At 67.2% G+C, this 25,127-nt stretch carries 19 protein-coding genes; 14 read left to right on the forward strand and 5 right to left on the reverse strand.

Annotated features, from left to right (window positions below; genetic code table 11):
• The first annotated feature begins 30 nt into the window (after window positions 1–30).
• The 5 genes from BS38_RS0105850 to BS38_RS27580 all read left to right on the forward strand — a co-directional run bounded on the left by BS38_RS0105850 (window position 31) and on the right by BS38_RS27580 (window position 5,106).
• Window positions 31–999 carry an NAD-dependent epimerase/dehydratase family protein gene (locus BS38_RS0105850; RefSeq protein ID WP_028269948.1) on the forward strand — a complete coding sequence of 323 codons (969 nt, stop codon included), beginning with the start codon at window positions 31–33 and terminating at the stop codon, window positions 997–999.
• Entirely contained in the window at window positions 996–1,901 is a 906-nt protein-coding gene (locus BS38_RS0105855) for a 5-dehydro-4-deoxyglucarate dehydratase (RefSeq protein WP_028269949.1), read from the forward strand. Before BS38_RS0105850 ends, BS38_RS0105855 begins: the two co-directional genes overlap by 4 nt.
• Window positions 1,901–3,058 carry a mandelate racemase/muconate lactonizing enzyme family protein gene (locus BS38_RS0105860; protein ID WP_028269950.1) on the forward strand — a complete coding sequence of 386 codons (1,158 nt, stop codon included), beginning with the start codon at window positions 1,901–1,903 and terminating at the stop codon, window positions 3,056–3,058. Before BS38_RS0105855 ends, BS38_RS0105860 begins: the two co-directional genes overlap by 1 nt.
• On the forward strand, window positions 3,055–4,524 hold the full coding sequence (locus BS38_RS0105865) for an aldehyde dehydrogenase (NADP(+)) (protein WP_028269951.1): 1,470 nt from the start codon (window positions 3,055–3,057) through the stop codon (window positions 4,522–4,524). Before BS38_RS0105860 ends, BS38_RS0105865 begins: the two co-directional genes overlap by 4 nt.
• Window positions 4,525–4,737: 213 nt before the next feature.
• Entirely contained in the window at window positions 4,738–5,106 is a 369-nt protein-coding gene (locus BS38_RS27580) for a hypothetical protein (protein ID WP_231511104.1), read from the forward strand.
• Between the two features lie 27 nt (window positions 5,107–5,133).
• Here the strand turns inward: BS38_RS27580 and BS38_RS0105875 are convergent, their stop codons facing one another.
• From BS38_RS0105875 to BS38_RS24510, 4 genes are all read right to left on the reverse strand, one after another.
• On the reverse strand, window positions 5,134–7,551 hold the full coding sequence (locus tag BS38_RS0105875) for a SulP family inorganic anion transporter (protein WP_028269953.1): 2,418 nt from the start codon (window positions 7,549–7,551) through the stop codon (window positions 5,134–5,136).
• A 324-nt stretch (window positions 7,552–7,875) separates the two neighbouring features.
• Window positions 7,876–9,012, reverse strand: a complete 1,137-nt coding sequence (locus BS38_RS0105880; RefSeq protein ID WP_081818828.1) for a M24 family metallopeptidase — start codon at window positions 9,010–9,012, stop codon at window positions 7,876–7,878.
• Window positions 9,009–11,099, reverse strand: coding sequence for a DUF6807 family protein (locus tag BS38_RS0105885; RefSeq protein ID WP_028269955.1), 2,091 nt, complete (start codon window positions 11,097–11,099; stop codon window positions 9,009–9,011). Before BS38_RS0105885 ends, BS38_RS0105880 begins: the two co-directional genes overlap by 4 nt.
• Window positions 11,096–12,241, reverse strand: a complete 1,146-nt coding sequence (locus BS38_RS24510) for an acetylxylan esterase (protein WP_051628751.1) — start codon at window positions 12,239–12,241, stop codon at window positions 11,096–11,098. The genes BS38_RS0105885 and BS38_RS24510 overlap by 4 nt, the downstream gene beginning before the upstream one ends.
• A gap of 308 nt (window positions 12,242–12,549) precedes the next feature.
• On the opposite strand from BS38_RS24510, the gene BS38_RS0105895 reads away from it, so the two are divergent.
• The 3 genes from BS38_RS0105895 (at window position 12,550) to BS38_RS0105905 (ending at window position 16,113) form a co-directional block, all read left to right on the forward strand.
• Window positions 12,550–13,494, forward strand: a complete 945-nt coding sequence (locus BS38_RS0105895) for a carbohydrate ABC transporter permease (RefSeq protein ID WP_028269956.1) — start codon at window positions 12,550–12,552, stop codon at window positions 13,492–13,494.
• The gene (locus BS38_RS0105900) at window positions 13,487–14,440 is read left to right on the forward strand and encodes a carbohydrate ABC transporter permease (protein ID WP_028269957.1); all 954 of its coding nucleotides are present in this window, start codon (window positions 13,487–13,489) and stop codon (window positions 14,438–14,440) included. The genes BS38_RS0105895 and BS38_RS0105900 overlap by 8 nt, the downstream gene beginning before the upstream one ends.
• A gap of 314 nt (window positions 14,441–14,754) precedes the next feature.
• Window positions 14,755–16,113, forward strand: coding sequence for an ABC transporter substrate-binding protein (locus BS38_RS0105905; protein WP_028269958.1), 1,359 nt, complete (start codon window positions 14,755–14,757; stop codon window positions 16,111–16,113).
• Between the two features lie 125 nt (window positions 16,114–16,238).
• Here BS38_RS0105905 and BS38_RS0105910 read toward each other — a convergent pair whose 3' ends face one another.
• Entirely contained in the window at window positions 16,239–18,275 is a 2,037-nt protein-coding gene (locus BS38_RS0105910) for a beta-galactosidase (RefSeq protein ID WP_028269959.1), read from the reverse strand.
• A gap of 181 nt (window positions 18,276–18,456) precedes the next feature.
• Between BS38_RS0105910 and BS38_RS0105915 the strand changes: the two genes are divergently transcribed.
• The 6 genes from BS38_RS0105915 to BS38_RS0105940 all read left to right on the forward strand — a co-directional run bounded on the left by BS38_RS0105915 (window position 18,457) and on the right by BS38_RS0105940 (window position 25,125).
• Window positions 18,457–19,740 carry an ABC transporter substrate-binding protein gene (locus BS38_RS0105915; RefSeq protein WP_028269960.1) on the forward strand — a complete coding sequence of 428 codons (1,284 nt, stop codon included), beginning with the start codon at window positions 18,457–18,459 and terminating at the stop codon, window positions 19,738–19,740.
• A 45-nt stretch (window positions 19,741–19,785) separates the two neighbouring features.
• Complete coding sequence (locus BS38_RS0105920) at window positions 19,786–20,739, forward strand: carbohydrate ABC transporter permease (protein WP_028269961.1); 954 nt, start codon at window positions 19,786–19,788, stop codon at window positions 20,737–20,739.
• Window positions 20,736–21,668: a carbohydrate ABC transporter permease gene (locus BS38_RS0105925; protein ID WP_028269962.1), complete on the forward strand. Its 933-nt coding sequence runs from the start codon at window positions 20,736–20,738 to the stop codon at window positions 21,666–21,668. The genes BS38_RS0105920 and BS38_RS0105925 overlap by 4 nt, the downstream gene beginning before the upstream one ends.
• A gap of 4 nt (window positions 21,669–21,672) precedes the next feature.
• Window positions 21,673–22,290 (forward strand): hypothetical protein, encoded by a 618-nt coding sequence (locus BS38_RS0105930; RefSeq protein WP_028269963.1) that lies wholly within the window; start codon window positions 21,673–21,675, stop codon window positions 22,288–22,290.
• A 48-nt stretch (window positions 22,291–22,338) separates the two neighbouring features.
• Complete coding sequence (locus tag BS38_RS24515; RefSeq protein WP_081818829.1) at window positions 22,339–23,676, forward strand: MFS transporter; 1,338 nt, start codon at window positions 22,339–22,341, stop codon at window positions 23,674–23,676.
• 159 nt (window positions 23,677–23,835) lie between these two features.
• Complete coding sequence (locus BS38_RS0105940) at window positions 23,836–25,125, forward strand: ABC transporter substrate-binding protein (protein ID WP_028269964.1); 1,290 nt, start codon at window positions 23,836–23,838, stop codon at window positions 25,123–25,125.
• The last annotated feature ends 2 nt before the right edge of the window (window positions 25,126–25,127 follow it).

Below are 25,127 nucleotides of genomic sequence, written 5' to 3' on the forward strand. Positions count from 1 at the left end.
ACCCCCAGACCGAGTAAGGACCAGATCACCATGAGCAGGATTTTTGTTACCGGCGGCTCCGGCAGGCTGGGGCGCAGCGTTGTTGCCGGCCTCGCCGCCGCAGGCCACTACGTCATCTCCGTGGACCGGGACGCTGTCCCCGCGGCCCAGCTGCCCGACGGCGTTGAGCAGCACACAGCCGACCTCCTGGCGCCGGGGGAGGCGGTGCGCCTCCTGCGCGAAACAGCGCCCGACGCCGTCGTCCACCTTGCGGCGATCGCCGTACCGTTCAGCGCGCCGGAAGACGTCATCTTCAGCACCAACACGAGGCTGGCATACGCCGTCGTCAGTGCGGCGACCGAACTGCGCATCGGCAAGATCGTCACCGCAAGCAGCCCCACCGTGCTGGGGTACGGTTCGCCGGCCGGCTGGCTGCCGGAGGGCTTCCCGGTGGACGAACGCACCACCCCCAAACCGTGGAACGCCTACGCGCTGTCCAAGCTCATTGCCGAGCAGACAGTGCAGATGTTCGCCGCTGCCCAGGGAGATGCCATCCGCTACGCGGCCTTCCGGCCCTGCTATGTGATCTCGCCCGAGGAATGGGACGGGGCACCCACCCAGCAGGGCCACACCGTGGCCGAACGCCTGGCCGACCCCGCCCTGTCCGCACCGGCGCTCTTCAACTACGTGGACGCCCGCGACGTCGCCGATTTCCTGGACGTGCTCCTGCAGAAGATGGACACCATCCCCAACGGGGAAACCTTCTTCGTGGGCGCCGCCGACGCGCTGGCCACCGCACCGCTAGCCGAACTGATGCCGCGGTTCCTGCCCGGCAGCTCGGAGCTTGCGGCCGGACTCACCGGCACCAGCCCGGCCTTTTCGATTGCCAAGGCCCGCGAACTGCTCGGCTGGGAGCCCCGGCGAAGCTGGCGGACCGAGCTGAAGACTGACACCACCCTCAACGACGAGACCCCTGCCGTGCTGGTCGCGGCAGGCACAGGATCAAAGGAGACCCGATGAAATTCGACGGCGTACTGTTCTTCCCCGTCACGCCCTTCACACCGGAAGGGGCCGTGGACGTGGACATCCTCAAGGAGCACATCACGTCCCGCCTGCCGCACGGGCCGGGCGGCGTGTTTCCGGCCTGCGGCACCGGCGAGTTCCATGCGCTGAGCCTCGACGAGGTGCGCACCGTGGTGACCGCCGCCGTCGAGGCCGTTGCGGGACAGGTGCCGGTGGTGGCCGGTGCCGGCGGTCCGCTGGGCCATGCGCTGGCCGCCGCCCGGGTGGCCGAGGAAGCGGGAGCGGACGCGCTGCTGGTCCTTCCGCCGTACCTGGTGACCGGCCCCACCGACGGCCTGGTGGCGTACATCGAGGCAGTGGCCTCGGCCAGCAGCCTGCCGGTGATCGTCTACCACCGCGGCAACGCCAAGTACACGGCCGCCTCCATGACCCGCCTGGCAGCCAACCCCAAGGTGATCGGCTTCAAGGACGGCCTGGGCGACGTTGGCCTCGCCCAGGAAATCGTCAGCGCCATCAACGCCACCGGCCGCGAGGACTTCCTGCTCTTCAACGGCCTGCTCACCGCGGAACTGACCCAGGGCGCCTACCGCGGCCTGGGCATCCCGCTCTATTCCTCCGCCGCGTTCGCCATGGCACCGGAGATCGCCAAGGCCTACTACGACGCCTACATCTCCGGCGACGAGGACCGCCGGCACGCCCTGCTGGACGGCTTCTACGCGCCGCTGGTCCGCCTCCGCGACCAGACCCCGGGGTTCGGCGTCTCCCTGATCAAGGCCGGACTGCGCCTGGGCGGCCTGCCGGTCGGTCCGGTCCGCGCCCCGCTCGTTGACCCCACCGAGGAACAACTCGTCCAGCTCAAGTCCATCCTGGCCAAGGGCTACGAGCTGGCCGGCCGCTAATGGGTTCGCCAGTTGCCGGAGCCCAGCTTGCCGAAGCCCCAGTTGCCGATGCGGTCCGCACCGCACCGCTCATCACGGGTCTGTCCAGCCGCATCCTGACCGTTCCGCTCCTGCGGAGCTGGGGCGCGGAGGCGCCGGAAAACCATGTGATCGTCACCGAACTCCAAACGGACGACGGCGGCACCGGCCATGGCTTCTCCTGGACGCCCACCATCGGCCCGCAAGCGGTCAAAGCCCTCCTCGACTTCGACGTCGCGCCTTTCATCAGGGGGCTCGACGCGAATCCCGAAGGAGTGTGGGACCAGCTGTGGAAGCGGCTGCACGAAGCCGGCGGCGGGGGACTGACCACCATCGCCATGGCCGGCGTTGACCTTGCGTTGTGGGACCTGCAGGCACGGCGCGCCGGAACCTCGGTGACCGGGCTGCTGGGCCAGCGCCAGGATTCCGTGGAGGTGTATGGCTCCGGCGTGAACCTGCACTATTCACTCGGGGAGCTCGTGGACCAGGTGGAGCGCTGGGTTGCCGCCGGGCATAACGCCGTCAAGATCAAGGTGGGAAAGCCGGACATCCGGGAGGACGCCGAGCGCGTGGCCGCCGTCCGCAAGGTCCTGGGGCCCGACCGCAAGCTCATGATCGACGCCAACCAGCGCTGGGACCTGCCCGCCACCTTCCGGGCCCTGGACGTGCTGGCGGAGTTCGGCCTCGAATGGCTGGAAGAACCGCTCCGCGCGGACGATCTCTGGGCCTACCGCAGGCTCCGCCAACACTCGCCGGTGCCCATCGCGCTGGGCGAGAACCTGCACACCATCTACCGCTTCCGCGACTTCATCGAAGCCGGCGCGGTGGACATCATCCAGCCCAACATCATCCGCGTCGGCGGCATCACCCCGTTCCGGCGCATCGTGGAACTTGCCCGCACGCACAGCATCAGGGTCCTGCCGCACCTGCTGCCGGAGCTCTCCGGCCAGCTCGCCTTGACCATGGCCGAGCCCACCCTGGTGGAGGACGTCGAGGACGCCTCCTTCGAACAGCTCGGCATACTGGACGCGCCCTCGCCCGTGCACGTCAGCAACAGCCGGCTCACGCTTGCCGGCCGGCCCGGGCTGGGGTTCGCTTTCTCGGACCCCTCCGACCACCAGGACAGGAAATTACTGTGACAACTGCAACCCTCGACCTCACGGCCCTGACGGCCGCCGCCACCCGGGCGGCCAAAGCGGCCGCTGCAGCGTCCGACGTCGAACGGTCCCGTTGGCTGCACGCCGTCGCCGACGCCCTGGACGCCAACGTGACCGAACTGGTGGCCATCGCCGATGCGGAAACCCGGCTGGGTGCCGCACGGCTGACCGGCGAGGTAGCCCGCACCACCGGCCAGCTGCGGCTTTTCGCCGCGGTGATCACCGAAGGCTCCTACCTGGAAGCGGTGATCGACCATGCCGATCCCTCGGCCACGCCGCCCAAACCGGACCTGCGGCGGCTGCTGAAGCCGATCGGCCCCGTGGCTGTGTTCTCGGCGTCGAACTTCCCTTTCGCGTTCTCGGTGGCGGGCGGTGACACGGCGTCTGCCCTCGCCGTCGGCTGTTCCGTGATTGTGAAGGCCCACTCCGGCCACCTCAGGCTGTCAGAGCGGACGGCGGACATCGTCACGGCGGCGCTGGCTGCGGCCGGTGCCCCCGACGGCCTGTTCGCGCTGGTCAGCGGCCGGGAAGCCGGCACCGCGCTGGTGCAGGATCCGGCGATCAAAGCCGTGGGCTTCACCGGATCCATTCCCGGCGGCCGGGCGCTGTTCGACCTGGCCGTTTCCCGGCCCGAGCCCATCCCGTTCTACGGCGAACTCGGCAGCCTCAACCCCGTGGTGGTCACCGCCGCAGCGCTGCGGGCCCGGGACGGCGAGCTGGCCGCAGGCCTCGCAGGGTCCTTCACCCTCGGCGCCGGGCAGTTCTGCACCAAACCGGGGCTCGTGTTCATCCCGGCCGGCACCGACTTCCCGGCGCTGCTGGCCGAAGCCACCAAGGACAAGGCGGCCGCGCCCATGCTGACGGAGCGCATCGCCGAGGCCTACCCGGACGGACTGCAGGCGGTGGCTGGACTGACCGATGCCGCGGGCGCGGCAGCCGTCGAGGTGGTCAGCGGTTCGGTGGAGCAGGACGCGGCTGCAGACGGTGCCGCCCCGGTGGTGTTCCTGACCTCCGCGGCAAACGTACTGGAGCGCCCGGAGGAACTGCTGGAGGAGTGCTTCGGGCCCACCACGCTGCTGATCGAATACTCGGACCAGGACGAGTTGGCCGAAGCCCTTGCCGTGGTGCCCGGCAGCCTGACGGCCACCGTCCACGCGGAGCCGGGCGAGGATGTTTCCGGCCTGGTGGAGCTGCTCTCCGGCCTCGCCGGCCGTGTGCTGTTCGACGGCTGGCCCACCGGCGTTGCGGTGAACTGGGCGCAGCAGCACGGCGGGCCGTACCCGGCCACCACGTCGCTGTTCACCTCGGTGGGGGCGACGGCGGTGCGCCGCTTCCAGCGTCCCGTTGCCTATCAGGAGGCTCCCGAAGCAGTGCTGCATCCTGCCCTGCGTGAAGCTAACACGCTCGGCATTCCGCGCCGCGTGGACGGCGTGCTGGTGCTTCCGTAGCTTCACAGGGCAGTTCACGGCAGGCGACACAGGAAGATCACCGCCCGGAAACGTTGCCGCAATCTTGTTGGGGGAAGCTGTTCCCAGGAGCATCGCCAGGGGAGGCACACAGTGGAAGCAAGCGGGAATTCAACCATCCGGACGTGTTCGGATTTGGCAGTCGGGGAAGAAATTGAGGCCTGGCACAAGGGCCGGCTGTTCCACCGGGGGAGCGTGACGGAGACAATTCCTTCCACGGACCTGTTCTGGATCGTGGATTCGCGAACCGGGGCGCGCAAGCTGCTGGACGTGGAGGCCCTGGAAATTGTCAGGGTTGAAAAGACCGTTGCGGTTGAGGCTGTCCGGGCTGAGCCTGTGGGTGCTCGCCCGGCCAGGCCTGAACCGGCCAAGCCTGCGGCCGCGAGGCGCGAACCGGCCAAGCCTGCGGCCGCAAGGCCTGAGCCGGCCAAGCCCGCTGCCGCGAGGCGCGAATCTGCCCGTGTGGAATCTGCCTACGTGGACAAGGCGGCACGCGCGGAGCGGCTCGCCGCTCCGCGCGCAGCCCGTCGGGAACCGCACGTCGTGTGGTTCTCCAACGCCTGAATCCCGGACCGTTCCGGCTCACACAGTTCAGCGGCTGCTTGCAGCGGGGTCCAGGTGGCCGATGCCGTCGGGCGTGATCTGCAGGACGCGGGCCGTGGAGATGTCGTAGAACAGCCCCGCAACATGGACGCGTCCTGACTTAAGCGCTTCCTGCAGCCCGGGGTGGCCCTGGAGCCTGTCGAGCTGGACTGCAACGTTCACCATGGCCAGCTGGTCCACGGCACCGTAACCGGCCTCGGCTGCAGCCACCTGTACGGGATGTCCGTTGCGGAAAGCCGTCAGGCTTGGCCGGGCATGGTCCAGCCAGACGTCGATGGCGCCTCGATCGCCCGCGCCATCAGGTTCAACAGCGCCGTCAGGTTCAACAGCACCATCAGGTTCAACAGCGCCGTCCGGGTCTGCCCACAGGGCGGTCATGGCACCGCAGCCCGAATGCCCGCAGACCACAATCGATTCCACCGAGAGTTCGTTGAGGGCAAACTCCAGTGCTGCCTCGATGGAGGCGTCCCGGCCGTCGTCGCCCACCACATTGCCCACGTTCCGTACGGTGAAGAGATCACCCGGGCCGCTGCTGGTGATGAGGTTCGGCACCAGGCGGGAATCCGAGCAGGCCACGAAGAGGGTGCCCGGATCCTGGTACGAGGACAGCTCCTGCACATGGGGACGCACCAGATGGGCGTTCCGCCGGTGGTAGTTGTCCACGCCATCCAGTACCGAACGCAGGGGTCCCGGAACGTGCGGCCCCGGAACGTGCGGTCCCGCAGCGTCCGGTCCCGGAGCATCCGGCGCGGCAGCTTGCGGCCCTGCCGCGCCCTGCCCGATCAGCCGTCGCTGCCAGCTGCGCCACGGGGCGAAGCCGCTCCTCAGGGCCGAACGCGAACTGCCGCGGCTCGGCGGCCCCGCCTGGGCGTCGTGCAGCGTAGCGGTGCCGCTTTCCTCGATGACCACGGTGCCGCCGTTGCCCACGTGGCGGTTCCGCCAGGCCTCAAGGGTGTCGTGCACGGGATGGTCGAGGAAGTCCACCTCCAGCTCAACGGTCACGTGCGTGCCGGCCGGAACAGAGGCCAGGACAGTGCTCAGGCGCGGCAGCGAGAGGAAGCTGCAGGACCCGTCGATCACCACGCGCCAGCGGTTGCCGTCGCTGGCGCCTGTCGGTTCCGCATGGATGCTGGCCCGCGCCACCCGCCAGAGAACCAGGGCGACGGCCAGGACGAGGCCGGTCAACACTCCCACCAGGAGGTTGATGAACACCACGCAGAACAGGGTGACGCCGTAGACGGTGAGGTCACCGGTCCGCCGTGCGGTCCGGATGTCGGCCGCTCGGACCAGGCGGGAGCCGATCACGATCAACAGTCCCGCCAGGACAGCCTGCGGAATCAGCTGGATGAGTCCCGCCAGCAGCAGCGAGAACACCAGCACCCAGACGCCGTGGAGTATGGCCGACTTGCGCGTCCGTGCACCGGCTTCAAGGTTGGTGGCGCTCCGCACGATCACTCCGGTGACGGGCAGGCCGCCCAGCATTCCGGAGGTCACATTGGCGGCGCCCTGTCCCAGGAGTTCGCGGTTGAAATCCGTCCGCGGTCCGTGGTGCATCTTGTCTACTGCCACGGCGGAGAGCAGGGATTCGACGCTGCCAATCAGTGCCACAGTCACCACGCCAATCACCACGGCGGTCCAGTTCCCGCCGGGCATCTCGGGCAGGGACAGCGCCGCCAGCAGGGAACCGTCGAAGGTGATCCGGTCCACGTTGAAGGGCAGGGAGAGGGCGGTGGCCGCGATGACGGCGACCAGGGGCCCGGGAACCCGGCGTACCGCCGCGGGAAGGTGCTTCCAGCCGAGCAGCACGGCGATGACCACCGCGCCGAGGACCGCCGCGGCGAGGTCCGCGGCGAAAATGCTGCCCGGCATGGCCATGATGTTGTCCCAGGCCTCGCTGGCGGACTCGGCGCCGAGCAGCACGTGCAGCTGCTGCAGCACGATAGTGATGCCGATGCCGGCGAGCATGGCGTGAACCACCACCGGTGCGATGGCCAGCGCAATTCGGCCCACCCGTGCCAGGCCGAGCAGCGCCTGGAGCACGCCCGCCGCGGCCGTGATGGCGCAGGTGGCCGGCCAGCCGAATTGTTCGATCAGGCCGGCGACGATGACTGTCAGCCCGGCTGCGGGTCCGCTGACCTGCAGGGGTGAGCCGCCCAGGCTTCCGGCGACGATCCCGCCCACGGCGGCTGCGATCAGGCCGGCCATGACCGGGGCGCCCGAGGCGGCCGCGATGCCCAGGGACAGCGGGACGGCCACCAGGAACACCACAAGGGATGCCGGCAGGTCCCAGCGGAGTCCGTCGGTCAGGAACCGGCGCCGGTTTGCCGGGGCCCGGTTGGCCGGCTGGTTCCCTGCCGGTGGTTTTGTGGGGGCGGGCGGGTCCGTCTTGGCGGGTGCTGATGGCATTGCAGTCCTTCGCTGGTACGTCGCGGTCCCGTGCCACGCTATTGACGCTCCAGTCCGGCCCGCAAGGGAACCGATCGTGAGAAAGAACACGCCAAAAAACCCGCTGCCGGCCACGTAACGGAGGCTCAATGGGCCCTATCCCGCGGATTGTGGAGCCGACCATTTCAGCGCTGCCGGGAGTCGGCGGACCCCACCGAATCGGACTAGGTTTTCAAGTCAAATCCAATCGATGGGCCATCTGATCGGCGTCCAAGGCAGAAAAAATTCCGTGGTTTCGCCCTGATACTGCCTACCGGTCTATACCGGTGACTCCATGTTGCGTGCTCACAGCTCCAGTGTGAGCGGCCGCCGGATCCCGTTCACGACGGCGGCGGGCCAGCGCGGATCCACGCTGAGGACTGCGATCCCGGCCCCGGTGAGCTGCACCGTGTCCTCGATCTTCACTTCCGGACCGGACGGGTTCCAGGTGAAGGTCTGGTTGGGAACCACCAGGTCCTCGGTTGCGGGAGTCGCCCGGGGATCGCGGCCTGCATATCCGGCCGGACCGCCCTGGTGGTGGAGGGTCCACTGGTCGGGGCCGAAGCCGTGCCGGACGTAGGCCTCCCGGATTTCCGCGAAGATGCCGTCAAGGCGTGCCCCGGGAACGGTGGCGTCAAAGATGTCCGCCTCCACCGCGGCAATCCGGGCTTCGGCATCGAGTTCGGCCGGGGTGCCGGCGTCGAACCGGACCCAGCGCGTTACGTTGGCCACCAGCCCGTTGCGCCGCGCGCACACCACCGCCATAGCCCGCCGGCCGATCGGTGCGGGGGTGGGCAGCGGATGCCGGAACCCGCTGCGTTCCGCACCGTTGCACAGGAGCACCAGCGGCTCGGCCCCCATCGCCACGATCCGGGCGGCCAGGGCGGAAGCCACGGCGAACTCCGTGGTTTCCGGAGTGGCTTCGGCGAGGACGTCGGTCATGGCGGCCGCTGCGCCGGCGCACAGCCGGGCGTACCGGCTGCTTTCCCCGGGCAGGAACTGCTGGCGGGCCGTCCTCAGCTCGTCCGCAACATCGGCTTCCGAGAGCGGCTTCCCTCCCGGAGCGAGCATGGATGCGGCGGCATGCAGCTGCCCGTGCCACGGCACCGCGTGGAGGGCGACGCCGTCGGGCAGTTCCTCCGCCGCGATCCGGGCGGCCTCGTTGTTGAAGGTGACCAGATGGTCGCCGTCACGGTCAACCAGCATTGCTGCGACGGGGTCACCGGCCAGGCTGATGTGGACCCGGCTCCCGTCCAGGTACCACGTCAGCGCCGTGTTGGTGGTGAGCAGGAGGGACTCCCGGCCCGCGGCGTCCAGGATGTCCAGGACGCGCCGCCGTTTGACTGCCCGGTCGGCCGGGTTCCCCGGGGCCTCGGCGTCGCTCAGATTCGACACCTGATGTGTCTCCTGTGCCTGTTGCGTTTGCTGTGTGACGGTGTTCATGCGGTTTCCCCCAAAGTGGTGATGAGCTGTTCGATATCGCTAGAGGACAGGAGCCCGTCGGCCACCAGGACGGTGACGGTCCGGTGCAACGGGTTGGCGTGGCTGGCCACTGCCGGCTGCTCCCAGGCTAGGGAGAGGCCGACGCCGGGATACCCCGCCACGCGGACAAACCAGGGGTCGCCGGGCTGCTCGGGCCCCGGCCGGGGCAGGAAGACCAGGGTGGCGCGACCGCCGTCGGGCTCTCCCTGCCGGAAGATGCCCGACCACGCCAGCCACGGCGCCGCAGCGGACGGGACGGCCCCGTGCAGGGATTCTTCCCCCTCCGCGGACGCCGTCCACACCCTTGGCCCGTCGACGGCGGGAAGCCGCCAGAAGAAGCCCCCGTAGCCGCCCTGCGGCCGGCCGTTCGAGCCCGGACTGCCGAGCGTGACCGGGTCCGGTCCGTTCGGCGTCAGGGTGAAGTCCAGCGTGAGCCGCCACACGGAAGAGCCGACGGCGGCCCAGCTCCACGCCCGCTGTTCGTTCAGGAGCGGTGTGCCGTCCGGCCGGAGCCATTGCAGTGTTTCGGTCCGCACGTTCCCGTCACGGTCAGCCGCGACCGTGACAATGCGGCCGTGGTCGTTCCGCCAGACGTAGGCGCCGGCGTCGCGGGTATAGGTGCGGCCGCCCCAGAAGTTCACGCCGTCCACGTCCTGGACGGCAACCCCCGCGCCGAGGTGCCACACATGGTCCTCGGGCAAATGGTCCGTCACCACGGTCCCGGCCAGGGTTCTGACCGGGTGGAGGTACGGGCGGGACGAGGACGTGGGTGCAATCCGGCGGCCGTCGTTTCCGCGGGCCACTTCGCGGCCGTCCACCGTGAAGCCGTCCACCATGAACTCGGGATGTTCGGTATCCAGCTCCCGGGCCCACGGCACACCAAGTTCAGCGAAAGTTGCCTGCGCCGCGGCGGCCCGGCGCAGCAGCTGGCCGATTCCGCGGACCACCGGATGGGCGTCGTCGTCCCCGCCCTTCCACGTGACGTGCCCAGCGCCGATCGCACGCGGAGGTTCCGCGGTCCGGATGGCCTCCAGCACCGTCATAAAGGCGCCGTTGCCGGCCAGCGGGCTCAGCAGCCCGTGCGCACCGGCAGGGGAGCGGCGGGCAGCCAGGAGGTTCTCCAGCAGATCGGTGCGGCCGAAAGTTTCCGTGCGCTCGCGGTCGGGCGTTGTCACGGTCAGCCGGTCCTCGGTGTAGAAGAAGTCAGCCCTGCCCAGGGTGCCGTGGACGGTGACAGCCGGCGCGGTCTGTTCCTCGGCGCAGAGTGTCAGCGCGCAGAGGAGGACGCCGCCGCGGGACGTGCGGACCCGGATCACCGAGGTGTCGTCGCTTTCGGTGGCGTGGGCGCGGTAGAGGTCCGTTTCCACGGACAGGACGTCGTCAGCCTTTTCCGCACCGGCGATCTTCAGTCCGGTGGCCACGGCGTGCGCCAGGGCATTGGTGGCTACGCCGTCCACCACGTCCGTGCCGTCCAGGCTGCGTTTGCCGGCCCAGCGTGAGCGTTTGAAATAGCCCCTGGTGCGCACCCACGTGCCGACCGCGCTCACTCCGCGGACCTCGCCGATTTCACCGGACGCCACAATCCGGTCCAGGGCCGGCAGGGCGTGGGAGCCGAGGCTTTGGAAGCCCACCTGGACCAGTCGGCCGGCCCGCCGCGCTGCGGCGAGCACTTCGTCGTACTGGGCCAGGGACGCCATCGGCGGCTTTTCCACGTACACATCGGCCCCCGCAGCGATCGCCGCCAGGGCAAGCGGCGCGTGGGTCTGGATGGGGGTGGCCAGAATGACGACGTCGGGCGCCGGCCCGGCGGCCAGCAGTTCCTCCAGCGACGCGAACGTGGCCACGCCCTCGGGAAGCGTGCCCTCGGCCGGCGGGCGGGGGTCCGCCACCGCCGCGAGCTGCACGAGGTTGAGCTCGCCCAGGCGGGCCAGGTTGTCCAGGTGGCGGGTCCCGTAGCCTTGCGCGCCCACGAGGGCGATGCGCGGCACCGGGGAAGTGGCCGGCCGGCGTCGTTCGTCGGTGGCGGAAGTAAAAGTATCGGCTGTCATGAGAGTCCGTTCTGGCGGGCTGTGGCGAGGGGAACCGGGGAAAGCTGTTGCCGCAGGAAGGCGGCGGCTTCCTCCTGCATGTCCGTAGTGAAAGCGTGTCCGCCCGGCCAAAAACTGCCGGTGTAGCGGCCGTGCTGCGGAGCGCCCAGGATGGCGTCAGCGTCGCGCATTCCGTCCTCGGGGAACAGCTCATCCGCCAGCGCGTACTGCACCAGGAAGCTGTCCGCGGTGGAGCGTGACGCCAGTTCGGGAAAGTCGCCCAGCCGGGACAGTCCGGGGGTCTGGAGGAGCCAGGAATGGGCGTCCAGGTAGGCAGGGACCAGCGAGCGGTAAGTGGTCATCATGCAGGTGACCACGAAGCTGCGGACCAGCGGACTGAGCGCGGCCAGCACCAGTGACCTGCCGCCGCCGCCGGAGAACCCGGCGCTGCCCAGCCGGCCGGCGTCCACGCCCGGAAGCCCGGCAAGGACCTGCAGGGCTGCGAGGTCGTCATGCGCCACCATCCCCGCGAAGCTCGTGCCCAGGAGTCCCGCCGCTTTCGCCACGGTGTCCTCGTGGGCCGCCGCGGCGGCGTCGTAAAGCTCCGTTTCGGAAGGCACGACGCCGGCCTCCCGCCAGAGCGCCTTGCGGCCCTCCATGACGGCGGCAGTCCGCCACGGGGGCGTGCCCAGGGCGAAACGGCGGCTGCCCCACGAGAAGGTGTCGTGCGCCAGGACCGCGAAGCCCTGCGTTGCAAGCCAGGTGGCAAACGGGCGGCCGCCGTAGAGGCGTTGTTGGAGGTCCGCGGCCAGCGGATCCACCAGGCGTCCGGCTCCTGCGGACTTGATGCCGGCGTGGCAATGGAGCGCCAGGATCCCCGGCAAAGGCCCTGTTGCGCCGGCCGGGCGCAGGAACCAGGCACGGGTGCGGGGACCGAAGCCCAACTGCCAGCTGACCCGCGAAGTAGTGACGCCGTCGTGCGTTGCTTCCGACTCGATCACCGTGCCCGGCGCTGCCGGACCGGCCGGAACCCCGAGTGCGTCCGCCAGTTCCTGCCCCGCCGAAGTCTCCGCAAGGTGCCGCGGATGGGTGCGCAGGTAGGACGGCCAGTCCTCGTAGCCGCCGATGGCGCTGGGCCGCGGCGCGGTGCCGGGTGCAAGCATCGTTGTCCTGCCTTTCGCTGGTGCTCTGATCCGGAGGTAACCGAAAGTCAGAAAACGCTTTCTCAAAAATTAGCAAAAGGCTGTACACCGGTCAAGAAAGCGTTTACTTTGGTACAAAGCCGCTGTTGGCCCGGTCACTCCGGAAGCCAGGCAGCCGGGTAGTGTCGGAACGGTCCGCGCGGCCCGGGACGGCGAAAAGCACCTCACACCAGCCCGCCGTGGAAGGCCACGATGACCAAAGGAGACCACATGGCCGCACAGCATCACCCGGGGACGCCGGCAGGCGTCCGTCAACCGAGGGGGAGGCAATGAGCGCTATCAGCGAACTGTCCTCCATCAGCCGGCGCAAAGGGCCGGCCACCCCCGAGGAAAAACGCGCGAACCGCCGCGACAACAAGGCCGCCTACATCTTCCTGCTGCCATGGCTGATCGGCCTCGTGGCCATCACCGTCGGCCCCATGATCATGTCCCTCTACCTGTCCTTTACGGACTACAACCTCCTGCAGCCGCCGGAGTGGGTGGGGCTGGACAACTTCACCCGCATGCTCGGTGATGCGCGGCTCCACAATTCACTCCGCGTAACATTCACCTACGTCCTGGTCGGAGTTCCGCTCCAGCTGGCCGTTGCACTGCTGATCGCACTGGTGCTGGACAAGGGCCTGCGGGGCCTGCCGTTCTACCGGTCCATTTTCTACTTGCCGTCCCTGCTCGGCGGCTCGGTGGCCGTCGCCATCCTCTGGAAGCAGATCTTCGGAACCTCCGGCCTGGTGAACCAGGTGCTGGCCATGTTCGGAATCACCGGGCCGGGCTGGATCTCGGACCCGTCCACATCGCTGGGATCCATCATCCTGCTCCATGTGTGGACCTTCGGCAGCCCCATGATCATCTTCCTCGCCGGCCTCCGCCAGATTCCCAACATGTACTACGAGGCGGCCGAGGTCGACGGAGCCACCACCCTGCAGAAGTTCTGGCGGATCACGTTGCCCATGCTGAGCCCGATCATCTTCTTCAACCTCGTCCTGCAGATCATCGGCTCGTTCCAGTCCTTCACCCAGGCGTTCATCGTCTCGGGAGGCAACGGCGGACCGTCCGACTCCACCATGTTCTTCACGCTTTACCTCTACCAGAAGGGATTCGGCCAGTTCGACATGGGGTACGCCTCGGCGATGGCGTGGTTCCTGCTGGTAATCATCGGCGCTTTCACGGCCATCAACTTCATCGCTTCAAAGTATTGGGTGTTCTACGATGACTGAACTACAGACCAAGCCGGCTCCGGAGAAAGTGCCGTCCGCCGGAGGAAAAACGAAGGGCGCGAGCTTCAAGAGCGGCGGCCGGAAACGCGAATCCCGCGGGTCCCTGGCCTTCAGCCGCAGCGCCCGGATCAAGGCACTGGCCAAGCATGCCGTCCTGATCCTCACCGGCGGTATCATGATCTACCCGCTGCTGTGGATGGTTGTCTCGTCGCTGCGTCCCAATGACCTGATCTTCCGCGAACCGGGCCTCTGGCTGAACAGCCTGGAGATGGGCAACTACGTTGACGGCTGGTCCGCGCTGACCCATCCCTTCGGCCACTACATGCTCAACTCCGCGGTGGTGGTGATCGGCTCCATCCTGGGAAACCTGATCTCCTGCTCCATGGCCGCCTACGCCTTCGCCAGGCTGCAGTTCAGCGGCAAGAAGCTGTTCTTCGGCGTCATGCTGCTGACCATCATGTTGCCGTTCCATGTGATCATCGTTCCGCAGTACATCCTGTTCTCGCAGATCGGCTGGGTGAACACCTTCTGGCCGCTGATTGTGCCGAAGCTCCTGGCCACGGATGCGTTCTTCGTGTTCCTGATGGTGCAGTTCATCCGCGGGATTCCCAAGGAACTGGACGAGGCTGCCCGTATCGACGGCGCCGGCCACCCGCGCATCTTCCTGCGGGTCATCCTGCCACTGATGGTCCCTGCCCTGGCCACCACCACCATCTTCACGTTCATCTGGACCTGGAACGACTTCTTCGGCGCGCTGATCTACCTGACCGATCCGGAGATGTTCACGGTGCCGGTTGCCCTCCGGGCCTTCGTGGATTCCCAGTCGGCCACCAGTTGGGGCTCGCTCTTCGCGATGTCCATCGTGTCCCTGCTGCCGGTGTTCCTCGTGTTCCTGTTCGGCCAGCGCTTCCTGATCAAGGGAATCGCGACCACGGGCATCAAGTAAGCCTGCCCGTGCACCGGCCGTGATTCGTGCGCAGCCTTCCTTCGTGCGCAGCCTTCGCGGCTGACTGCGGTAGCTCCTGGCTGTTAGCTGTGCAGCAGTCCCCGGGGTGGGCGGATGTTCGTTGTCCGCCCACCCCGGCGCGTGGGGCGGGCATCAAATTGGTCCATCGAAACACCTTGTATTACAAGTTCCTTGCTTGTATTCTCAGTGATGAGAAAGCGTTTTCTCATCAACTTCCAGACTCGCAGGCTTTCCAGACCCCTCAGTACCTAAACCCCATCCGCTTTCAAGATCAAAGAAGATCGGAGAATCAAGTGCCGCTATTTTCCCGCCCTGCCTCAGCCGCCCGTCGTGGTGCAGCAGAGGCAACATCTGCCCAGTCCGGACGGAGGCTGCGCCGAACCGGCGCAGTCGCCGCAGCTGCCGCCGTCGTCCTGGCCCTTAGTGCCTGCGGCGGGGGAGCGGCGCCGCAGAGCGCCGACGGCAAAGTCGAACTCCGCTTCTCCTGGTGGGGAGGGGACAAGCGGGCGCAGCTGACGCAGGCCGCGATTGCGGCTTTCGAAGCCGAGAATCCGAACATCAAGATCAAGCCGGAGTTCGGCGACTGGAGCGGCTACTGGGACAAGCTTGCCACCCAGGTGGCAGCCAACGACGCCCCGGACATCATCCAGATGGACGAAAAATACATCACGGAGTACTCCAGCCGCGGCGCCCTCCTGGATCTTTCCAAGTACAACATCGACACGTCGAAGCTTGACGAAGCGGCCCTCAACGCCGGCAAGAACGAGGACGGCCTGACAGGCATTGCCGCGGGCATCAACGCAGCGACCATCCTGGCCAACCCCGCCGTGTTCAAGGCAGCCGGGGTTGAACTGCCGGACGACAGCACGTGGACGTGGGAAGACTTCGAGCGCATTTCCGCCGAGGTCACCGCGAAGTCGCCAAAGGGCACCTACGGCGCTGCAGCCTACGGCACCGACGAAGCCTCGCTCGGCGTCTGGCTTCGGCAGAACGGCAAGTCGCTGTACACCAACGACGGCAAGCTGGGCTTCGAGCCGGGCGACATTGCCGAGTGGTGGGCGTTCCTGAAGGAACTCAGCGAGAAGAAGGCTGTGCCCTCAGCCTCCGAGGTGGTTGAGGCCGAAGCTGCGCCGCTGGACCAGAGCGGCCTGGCGACGGGCAAGAACGGGCTCGCCTTCTGGTGGTCCAACCAGCTGCCGGCCCTGGAGAAGGCAGCGGGCGGAGAACTCCAGATCCTGCGGTTCCCGTCCAAGACCGGCACCTCCGCCGACGCCAAACTCTGGTACAAGGCCTCCCAGTTCTGGTCCGCGTCGTCCCGCACCAAGCACCCGGAAGAAACCGCCAAGTTCATCAACTTCCTGGCCAACAACACGAAGGCCGGCGAAACGCTCCTGGCCGACCGCGGCGTTTACCCCAACTCCGAGGTCCGGGCAGCAATCGCATCCAAGCTGACCCCCGCCGACATCAAGGTGGTCAAGTTCATCGACCAGATCAAGGACGAGCTCGGTGAAGCCCCGGCCCCGCCGCCGAAGGGAGCCGGCGCCATCGCGGAGATCGTCAAGCGGTACACCTCGGAGGTCCTCTTCAACAGGCTGTCCACCGAGGAAGCCGGCAAGAAGGCGGTTGACGAGATGAAGTCAGCCATCAGCTAGCAGGTCCTGCCGAAGTGCCCCCATTCGATGATTCGGGCGGGGGCACTTCTGCGTGCGCTTCCAGATGGCATTTCGCGGCAATGCCGGGAGCCGGCACTGCCGCGAAATGCCAGTTCGGTGCGGGATCAGTCCTCCGCGACCACCGCCACGCCACCGGCGGGAACCGATCCCGTGAACCGTTCGCCGGAGAGAAGCTCGGTCCCGGCCACCTCCACCCTGGCGTCGGCGCGGGAATGGTTGATGGCGAACACGAATCCGGTGCCGTCGGCGTTGCGGCGCCGGGTCAACTCGACGCCCTGGTCCGCGTTGGCCACCGCGGAAACTCCCGACTCCGCGACCAGGCGGTCCACCAGTGACTCGATGCCGTCCCGGTCCGGGAAGGTGGCCAGGTACCACGCCGATCCGGAGCCCGCCGGGCGCCGCGTGAGGGCCGGAACGCCGTCGAGCGGGTATTCGGTGAACGTCGCCAGGACTTCAGCGGCGTCTTCACCGGCAGCCCCGCCCGCCACATGGACGTGCTCGCTCCACACTGTTCCGACGCCGCCGTCGCTCAGTTTGACGGAGGACCCGGCCAGCAGCGGATGGAATTCCTCCACCCGGACGCCCAGCAGGTCACGGAACGCGCCCGGGTACCCGCCGAGCCGGATGTGGTCCTGTTCGTCAACGATGCCGCTGAAGTAGCTGACCAGGACCGTCGCCCCCGCCCGCGCAGCCGAGGCGATGCTGGCTGCGGCGGCGTCGGTGACGTTGTACAGGGTGCACACGAGCACCAGGTCGTAACCGTCCAGCGGGGCGGACGGGTGCACAAAATCCGTCGAAATCCCGCGCAGGACCAGTGAGCGGTGCAAGGCGCGCATAAGGTCCAGGTACTTCACGTCAACGCTGGGTTTGGAGTCAATTTCGCTGGCCCACCATGCCTCGTAATCGAACACGATGGCCACCCGTGATTCCACGCGGGATCCGCGCACCGGCGCCAGTTTCCGCAGCGCGGAGCCGAGCCCCACCACCTCCCGGAACACCCGGGTGTCCTGGCCGCCGTGGGGGACCATGGCGGAATGGAATTTCTCCGAGCCGGCGAAGCTCTGCCGCCACTGGAAGAACATCACGGCGTCCGCGCCGCGGGCCACATGCGCCAGCGAGTTGCGCAGCATTTCGCCCGGCATCTTCGGCTGGTTGCGCGGCTGCCAGTTGACGGCCGACGTCGAATGTTCCATCAGGATCCACGGGTCGCCGCCGGCAACACCGCGGGTGAGGTCCGCGCTGAACGCGAGTTCGATCTGCCGTTCCGGATCGGCGGCCACAAGGTAGTGGTCGTTGGCGATCACGTCCAGGTCCCCGGCCCAGTCGAAGTAGTCCATGGACCTGGTGGCGCTGGACACCATGAGGTTGGTGGTGGCGGGCACCTCCGGCGTCACCTCCCGGAGCACGCCGAGCAGGGTGCGGTAGTAGTCCATCAGGGCCCAGGAGCTGAAGCGCTGGAAGTCCAGCTGCTGGCCCGGGTTGAGCGTGGACGGTGCCACGCCGGGAGGCAGGATCTCCTCGAACGAGGCGTAATGCTGGGACCAGAACGCCGTTCCCCAGGAGGCGTTGAGCGCCTCGATGCTTCCGTAGCGCTGTTCAAGCCAGCGGCGGAAGGCGGCGGCGTCCTCGTCACCGTAAAACTCCGAAACGTGGCAGCCGAGCTCGTTGTCCACATGCCACAGCGCCAGTGCCGGGTGGTCCTTGTAGCGTTCCGCCAGCACCCTGGTGATGCCGGTTGCGTACCGCCGGTAGACGGCCGACGACGGCGTGTAGTGCCGCCGGGAGCCGGGTCCCAGCACGGTGCCGTCAACCGTGACCGGGAGGATTTCCGGGTGCTTGCGCACCAGCCAGGCCGGGGGAGCTGCCGTGGCGGTTGCGAGGGCCACCTTGATGCCGGACGCCGCCAGGTTGTCCAGGACCTCGTCCAGCCAGCCGAAGTCATAGTCGCCCTCGGAGGGCTCCAGCAGCGCCCAGGAGAAGATGCCGACGCTGAGGAAGGTGACTCCGGCTTCCTTCATCAGTTCCAGGTCCTCCAGCCGGGTGCTGACCGGCCACTGCTCCGGGTTATAGTCGCCTCCGAAGGCAATGCCTTCAAGGCTGTTCCACACCGGTGGCGGGGTGGATTCTTGCTGGGATGACATGGGACTCCTTCGTCGATGCTGGTGCACGATCATGGCATGAAAGCAGATGTTTGGAAAACGCTTGCCCAAATCTGGGAATGGGGATATTGTATCGTTTCAGAAAGCGTGTAAGCCAGATCACTACTCTCGTTGTAGAGAATCACAGGGAATCGCGCTTACACAACCGAGCAAGGAGGCTCTTATGATCAACAGACGGAATTTCCTCACCACCGTGGCACTAGGCACCGCATCTGCCGCTGTCCTGGCGGCCTGCGGACAGTCCGCTCCGGCGCAGACTGGTTCCGCGTCAAACCCGGTCACGATCAACTACACCTGGTGGGGCAACGACGACCGCGCAGAGCGCACCCGCAAGGCGATCGCCCTGTTTGAGTCCAAAAACCCGGATATCAAAGTCAAGGGCAACTTCTCCGACTTCGCAGGTTACTGGCAGAAGCGCGCCACCGAGGCGGCCGGCGGCGGCCTCCCGGACGTCATGCAGTGGGATCTCTCCTACCTCCGCGATTACGGCCAGCGGAACCAGCTCCTGGACCTCGGCACCGTGAAGATCAACACGGATGCCTTCGAGAAGTCGTTGCTGCCTTCCGGCCAGATCAAGGGCAAGACCTACGGCATCCCCACCAGCACCAACGCCTTCGCCGTGTACTACGATCCCGCCAAGGTGGCCTCACTCGGGATCGCCGAGCCGGACGGCAACTGGACCTACGCCGAATTCAACAAGTTCCTGACCGAGGTCGGCGCCAAGGGCAACGGCGCGCTCTTCGGCTCCACCGACTACACCGGCGTCTGGTGGATGTTCAACATCTGGCTGCGCCAGAACAACATCGAAGCCTTCACCGGGGACGGCAAGCTCGGCTTCACCAAGGACGACATGAAGAAGTGGTGGAACCTCACCAAGGACCTGCGCGGCACCCCCGCCATCGTCTCCGAGGAACGCACCACCCAGCTCGCCCCCAAGTCCCCGTTCGGCTCGAACGTGACCGCCACCGAAGTCACCTGGGACAACTTCATGGCCGGCTACCTCGCCGACAGCGGCGCCAAGGAACTCAAGCTCGTCCCGGTTCCCTCCGATGACCCGGACAACCTGGGCCTGTTCCTCAAGCCCTCCATGCTGATGGTGGCCAGCGCCAAGACCAAGTACAAGGACGCGGCCGCCCGGTTCATCGACTTCATGGTCAACGACCCCGAGGTGGGCCAGATCTTCAAGACCTCCCGCGGTGTCCCGGCCTCCAAGACCCAGCGTGACGGCACAACGTTCGAAGGCACCGACAAGCTCGTGGTCGATTACGAGAAGTCCATTGAGAAGTACCTCAAGGACGCCCCCGAGCCGCCCATTGTCGGTTTCGGCACCCTCGAAACCTCCTTCAAGCGCATCAGCTCCGACCTGAACTTCGGCAAGGTGACCGTGGACGGCGCAGCCGACGCGTGGTTCAAGGAAGCCGAAGACCTCATCAAGCAGAATTCCTGATCCGCTTACTGTCCGCCCGACACTCGCAACTGACGGAATATAGACATGACTCAAAGCCCAACCCTGAACAGGCGTTCGGCGTCGTCCACGCCCCCGCTGCCGCGCAAGTCGCGGCAACGGGGCGCGGACGCCCGCGCCGGCTACACCTTCCTGCTGCCCTGGCTGCTGGGATTCATCGCCCTGACCGTGGGGCCGATGATTTCCTCGCTGTACCTGTCCTTCACCAACTACAACCTGTTCGATCCGCCCAAGTGGATCGGGCTGGACAACTACACCACCCTGTTCCAGGACGAACGCTTCCTGCAGTCGGTCGGCGTGACCGTGTCCTACGTGGTCTTCGGAACCCCGATGAAGCTCGCCGCCGCACTGGCCATCGCCATGCTGCTCAACAGCAAGCGCAAAGGGCAGGGCTTCTACCGCTCGGCGTTCTACGCCCCCTCCCTGATCGGCGCGTCCGTCTCCATCGCGATCGTGTGGAAGGCGATGTTCGGCGATTCCGGCCCGGTGGACCAGGGACTGTCCTTCTTCGGCATCAACCTCGGCGGCTGGGTGGGCAACCCCTCCATGACCATGCCGATGATGATCCTGCTGACCGTCTGGCAGTTCGGCGCCCCGATGGTCATCTTCCTCGCCGGCCTCAAGCAGATCCCGGCCGACCTCTATGAAGCGGCGTCGATGGACGGCGCGGGTCCGGTCCGGAAGTTCTTCAACATCACCTGGCCCATGCTCTCCCCGGTGATCTTCTTCAACCTGCTGATGGAAACCATCCACGCATTCCAGATCTTCGCCTCGGCCTATATCATCTCCAATGGTGAAGGCGGCCCGGCCGGCTCCACCCTCTTCTACACCCTCTACCTGTACCTGCGGGGCTTCAGCGACTTCCGGATGGGCTACGCCTCGGCGATGGCCTGGCTCCTGGTGATCGTCGTCGGCATCATCACGCTGATCTTCTTCCGCACGTCCAAGTCCTGGGTCCACTACAGCGGTGATTCGAAATGACAACCATGGCAACACCCACACAGCCGAAACCCGTCAAGCAGGCAGCCGAAGCCCCGGCGCCCGTGTACAACCCGAAGTCCGAGTCAGCGGGCGCCAAACGCGCCAAGAGCGTCATCTTCCACATCGTGGCGCTGGCACTGACCGCCGTCGTCCTCTACCCGGCGCTCTGGATGATTGCCTCGTCCTTCAAGCCGAACGCCGAAATCGGCGGGTCGAACACCTCCCTGTGGTCCAGCAACTTCAGCTTCGACAACTTCGTCACGGCCATGGAAGGGATCGGCGGGGTCTCCACCCTGCAGTTCTTCACCAACTCCCTGGTCCTGGCCGTCGGCGCCGTGGTGGGCACCATCCTCTCCGCCTCCGTCTCGGCCTACGCCTTCGCCCGGATCAAGTTCCCCGGCCGCAGCATCTTCTTCGGCATGATGATTGCCACCCTGCTGCTGCCCTTCCACGTGGTGATCATTCCGCAGTACATCGTCTTCCAGCAGCTGGGCCTGGTGGACACCTACGTTCCGCTGCTGATCGGCAAGTTCCTGGCCGCGGACGCGTTCTTCGTGTTCCTGATGGTCCAGTTCATGCGGAACCTTCCGGCCGAACTGGACGAGGCGGCCCGCATCGACGGCGCCGGGCACGTGCGGATCTTCACCTCGATCATGCTTCCGCTGATGAAACCGGCGCTGATCTCCACCTCGATCTTCTCCTTCATCTGGAGCTGGAACGACTTCCTGGGCCCGCTGCTCTACCTGAACTCCCCGGAGAAGTATCCGCTGCCGCTGGCGCTGCGCCTCTTCGTGGACCAGACCCAGTCCTCTGACTACGGGGCAATGATCGCCATGTCCGTGATGGCCCTCCTTCCCGTCCTGGTGTTCTTCCTGGTCTTCCAGCGCTACATCGTTGAAGGCGTCTCAACCCAGGGCCTCAAGGGCTGACGGCGTGGACAGCACCACACCCGCGTCCGGCCGCGAGGAACCGATCCCGGTCAACCGCTTCGCCCTGTTTTCCGAGACCCTGCTGGCCGGACTGCTGGTGCTGGTGCTGTCCATCCCGCTGGTGACGATCCCCGCCGCGTATGCGGCGGGGATCGCCCACCTCGAGCGGCACCTCTCGGGCAGGGATGACTCAGTCCGCGGCCTCTGGGGCACGTTCCGCTCGGCGTTGCCGGGCAGCTGGAAGCTGGGAATCACGACGGCGGCAGCCGCCGTCGTGGTTGTCCTGAACCTCCTGCTCGCAACGGCCGGGCAGTTGCCGGGCAGCTCCGTTGTCCTGCCGGCCACGGTCGTCCTGGCGGCCGCAGGAGCCATCCTGCTGCTGCGCACCGCAGCAGCGTGGTCGGACTTTGCGGGCGGCCAGGCGCCCGGGCGCGGCTGGCCGTCCGCCCTGGCAGCCGCGAAGGCACTCTCGGTCCGCGACTGGACCGGCTCCCTCCTGCTGGCCGCCGCGCTCTTCGCCGCCGTGGTGTTTGTGTGGATGCTGGCAGCCCTGTTCGTCGTGGTGCCGGGCACCCTGGTCCTGGCCGCGGCCGCAGTCAAGATGCGCGCGGCGCGCGCGTAGCACCACACCGTCCCAGCAGGTCCCCTTCACAACCGAGTTGAGCCAGACGTGACTTCCGAGCGCCACCCGTCCGAAGAGTCCCTCCAAGCCCCCGAACATGGTCCAGGACATGGTTCAGGACAACGTTCAGCGCCGGCAGCTGCGCCAGGATTAGAACGGCCGCCGCGCTGGTACCACCCGCTGGCCCAGCGCAACTACCGCCTGTTCGTAGCCATTCAGCTGGCCGGCAGCACGGGCGTCTGGATGCAGCGCCTGGCCCAGGACTGGCTGGTCCTGCAGCTGACGGGAAGCCCCGCGGCCGTGGGCGTGGCGGTGGCGCTCCAGTTCCTGCCCATGCTGGTGGTGGGACCGCTCAGCGGCGTGCTGGTGGACCTCTTCCCGAAGCGCCGCATCCTGCTGATCTGCCAGTCCGTCACTGCCCTCCTGGCCCTCACCCTCGCCGTCCTGGATGCCGGCGGCGGGATCACCGTCTGGGCCGTATACGCCTGCTGTGCGGCCTTGGGTGTCACGTCCGCCGTGGATGGCCCGGCCCGCCAGGCTTTCGTCAACGAGGTGGTGGGGGATGCCGCCCTGCGACCCGCGATCGGCCTGAACAACGCTATCGGCCAGCTCGGGGCGATGGTGGGCCCCGCCCTCGGCGGCCTGCTGATCGCCAGGGCGGGTTCGGCTGCCGCCTTCGCCGCGAACGCGCTGGTGTGCCTGGCGGTACTGGGCATGATCATCGCCATCAGGACCTCCCAGCTGCACCCCAGCGAACCGCCCCTCCGCGGGCGCGGGCAGGTCCTGGCCGGCTTCCGCTACGTGCGCCACCGGCCGTCCCTCCTGCTGGTGATGCTGCTGGCCGGGCTCCTCGGCGCGTTCGGCATGAACGGACCCGTGGTGCTTGCGGCGTTCGCCAGCGACGTCTGGCACAGCGGCGCCGCCGGCTTTGGCATGTTCAACACGTTCAGTGCCGGCGGTGCCCTGGCCGGCGCGTTGCTGGCGGCGCGGCTCCGCACCCTGGGGCGCCGCGGAATCGTGGTGAGCGCGGGGCTGTTCGGCCTTACCCAGCTGGTGGCCGCCCTGATGCCGACGCAGGAGCTGTTTGTGGCCATGCTGGTACTGGTGGGGGTGATGACGCTGCTCTTCCTGACCAGCGCGGCAACCACCGTCCAGCTGGAAGCCGGAGCGGAAGTCCGGGGCCGCGTCCTTGCCCTGTACCTGCCGCTGCTGCTGGGCGGGCACGCCCTTGGCGGGCTGCTCGCCGGCTGGCTTACGGAAGAGTTCGGCGTCAGGACCGGACTGGTGGTGACCGGCGCGCTCGGAATGCTGTCCGCTGCAGTCATCGGGCTGCTGCTGTGGCTGACTGCCAGGCGGCGGTCCGGCGACGGGTCTTTTGCCAGCTAACCCGAGCCGTCGACCGCCGTAGTCCCTCGAGCCGGACAAAACCGGCAGCGCATCCGCATTGACTGCGACAGGGCATTGACTGTGACCGGGCACACATTTAGGGTAAGTGAGAAAGCGTTTTCTCGCTCGTTTCAATCCACCCGTCGAAGAGGACATCGAATGATTTTTCGCGCCCTAAAATCCCGGACTCCCAAGATTGCGGCAGTGGCGGCCGCCCTCGCGCTGACCCTTTCCGGCTGCGGAGGCGGTGCCCAGTCCGATGCCGGCGGCCCTGTGACGCTGCGCTTTACCTGGTGGGGCTCGGATGTCCGGCACAAAATGACGCAGAAGCTGATTGACGCGTTCGAGGCCAAGAACCCCAACATCAAGGTTGAGGGAGAGTACGGGGACTGGTCCGGCTACTGGGACAAGCTCGCCACCCAGGTGGCTTCGCAGCAGGCTCCGGACGTCATCCAGATGGACCTCCAGTACCTGGGTGAATATGCCAAGCGCGGGGCGCTGCTGGACCTCAAGGACGTGGACCTGTCCAAATTCGACAAGGCTGCGGCAGACGCGGGGAAGACCCCGGACGGACAGTTTGCCGTGACGGCGGGAATGAATGCACTGGTGGTGCTGGCCAACCCCTCGCTGGTCTCCGCCAGCGGCGTGCCGTTGCCGGACGACCAGTCCTGGACCTGGCAGGACTACGAGAAGACGGCCGCCGACATCACAGCCAAAGGCAAGGCGGGCACCTACGGATCCGGGCCCATCACCGGAGACGCCTCCTTCAATCTCTGGCTGCGGCAGCATGGGAAGTCCCTCTTCGCCGCGGACGGGAAGCTGGGGTTCGATGAGTCCGACGCCACGTCCTACTTCGAGTTCCAGGCCGGGCTCCGCGACGCCAAATCGGTGCCGCCCGCCTCCGTCATGACTGAAGAGGCCAGCGCATCGCTGGACCAGACAGGCCTCGCCACCAACAAGTTCGCCATGGGGTGGCTGTGGTCCAACCAGCTGGGAGCCCTGACCAAGGCCTCCGGCCAGCCCCTGGAGATCAAGCGGCCGCCGAGCACGGACGGTGATGCCAAGTCGGCAAAGCAGTACTACAAGGCGTCCCAGCTCTGGTCCGCGAGCTCGCGCACCAAGCACCCGAAAGAGGCACAGCAGTTCATCGATTTCCTGGCGAACAGCGTCGAAGCGGGCGAGATCGCGCTGGCTGACCGCGGCATCCCCGGCAACTCCGAAGTGCGCGACGCCATCCAGCCCAAACTCAGCCCGGCGGACGCCGCCACGGCCACCTTCATCAACGACATTGCGGATGAAGTGGGCGACGCCCCTGTTGTCCCGCCGGCAGGTTCAAGCCCGGCCTCGGAAATCCTCACCCGCTTCGTCACCGAGGTCCACTTCGGCCGGCTGAGCCCGGAGGAGGCCGCGAAGAAGTCGATCGACGAGATCAAGAGCGGACTCAGCTAGCG

Origin of the sequence: Arthrobacter sp. UNC362MFTsu5.1, from assembly GCF_000685965.1 — a bacterium.
Lineage (GTDB): Bacteria > Actinomycetota > Actinomycetes > Actinomycetales > Micrococcaceae > Arthrobacter.

What these genes read in the sequence shown, in the direction of transcription:
- BS38_RS0105850 (WP_028269948.1), top strand. Translation starts at nt 31, where the DNA reads ATGAGCAGGATTTTTGTTACCGGCGGCTCCGGCAGGCTGGGGCGCAGC.
- BS38_RS0105855 (WP_028269949.1), top strand. Translation starts at nt 996, where the DNA reads ATGAAATTCGACGGCGTACTGTTCTTCCCCGTCACGCCCTTCACACCG.
- BS38_RS0105860 (WP_028269950.1), top strand. Translation starts at nt 1,901, where the DNA reads ATGGGTTCGCCAGTTGCCGGAGCCCAGCTTGCCGAAGCCCCAGTTGCC.
- BS38_RS0105875 (WP_028269953.1), bottom strand. Translation starts at nt 7,551, where the DNA reads ATGCCATCAGCACCCGCCAAGACGGACCCGCCCGCCCCCACAAAACCA.
- BS38_RS0105880 (WP_081818828.1), bottom strand. Translation starts at nt 9,012, where the DNA reads ATGAACACCGTCACACAGCAAACGCAACAGGCACAGGAGACACATCAG.
- BS38_RS0105885 (WP_028269955.1), bottom strand. Translation starts at nt 11,099, where the DNA reads ATGACAGCCGATACTTTTACTTCCGCCACCGACGAACGACGCCGGCCG.
- BS38_RS24510 (WP_051628751.1), bottom strand. Translation starts at nt 12,241, where the DNA reads ATGCTTGCACCCGGCACCGCGCCGCGGCCCAGCGCCATCGGCGGCTAC.
- BS38_RS0105895 (WP_028269956.1), top strand. Translation starts at nt 12,550, where the DNA reads ATGAGCGCTATCAGCGAACTGTCCTCCATCAGCCGGCGCAAAGGGCCG.
- BS38_RS0105900 (WP_028269957.1), top strand. Translation starts at nt 13,487, where the DNA reads ATGACTGAACTACAGACCAAGCCGGCTCCGGAGAAAGTGCCGTCCGCC.
- BS38_RS0105910 (WP_028269959.1), bottom strand. Translation starts at nt 18,275, where the DNA reads ATGTCATCCCAGCAAGAATCCACCCCGCCACCGGTGTGGAACAGCCTT.
- BS38_RS0105915 (WP_028269960.1), top strand. Translation starts at nt 18,457, where the DNA reads ATGATCAACAGACGGAATTTCCTCACCACCGTGGCACTAGGCACCGCA.
- BS38_RS0105920 (WP_028269961.1), top strand. Translation starts at nt 19,786, where the DNA reads ATGACTCAAAGCCCAACCCTGAACAGGCGTTCGGCGTCGTCCACGCCC.
- BS38_RS0105925 (WP_028269962.1), top strand. Translation starts at nt 20,736, where the DNA reads ATGACAACCATGGCAACACCCACACAGCCGAAACCCGTCAAGCAGGCA.
- BS38_RS0105940 (WP_028269964.1), top strand. Translation starts at nt 23,836, where the DNA reads ATGATTTTTCGCGCCCTAAAATCCCGGACTCCCAAGATTGCGGCAGTG.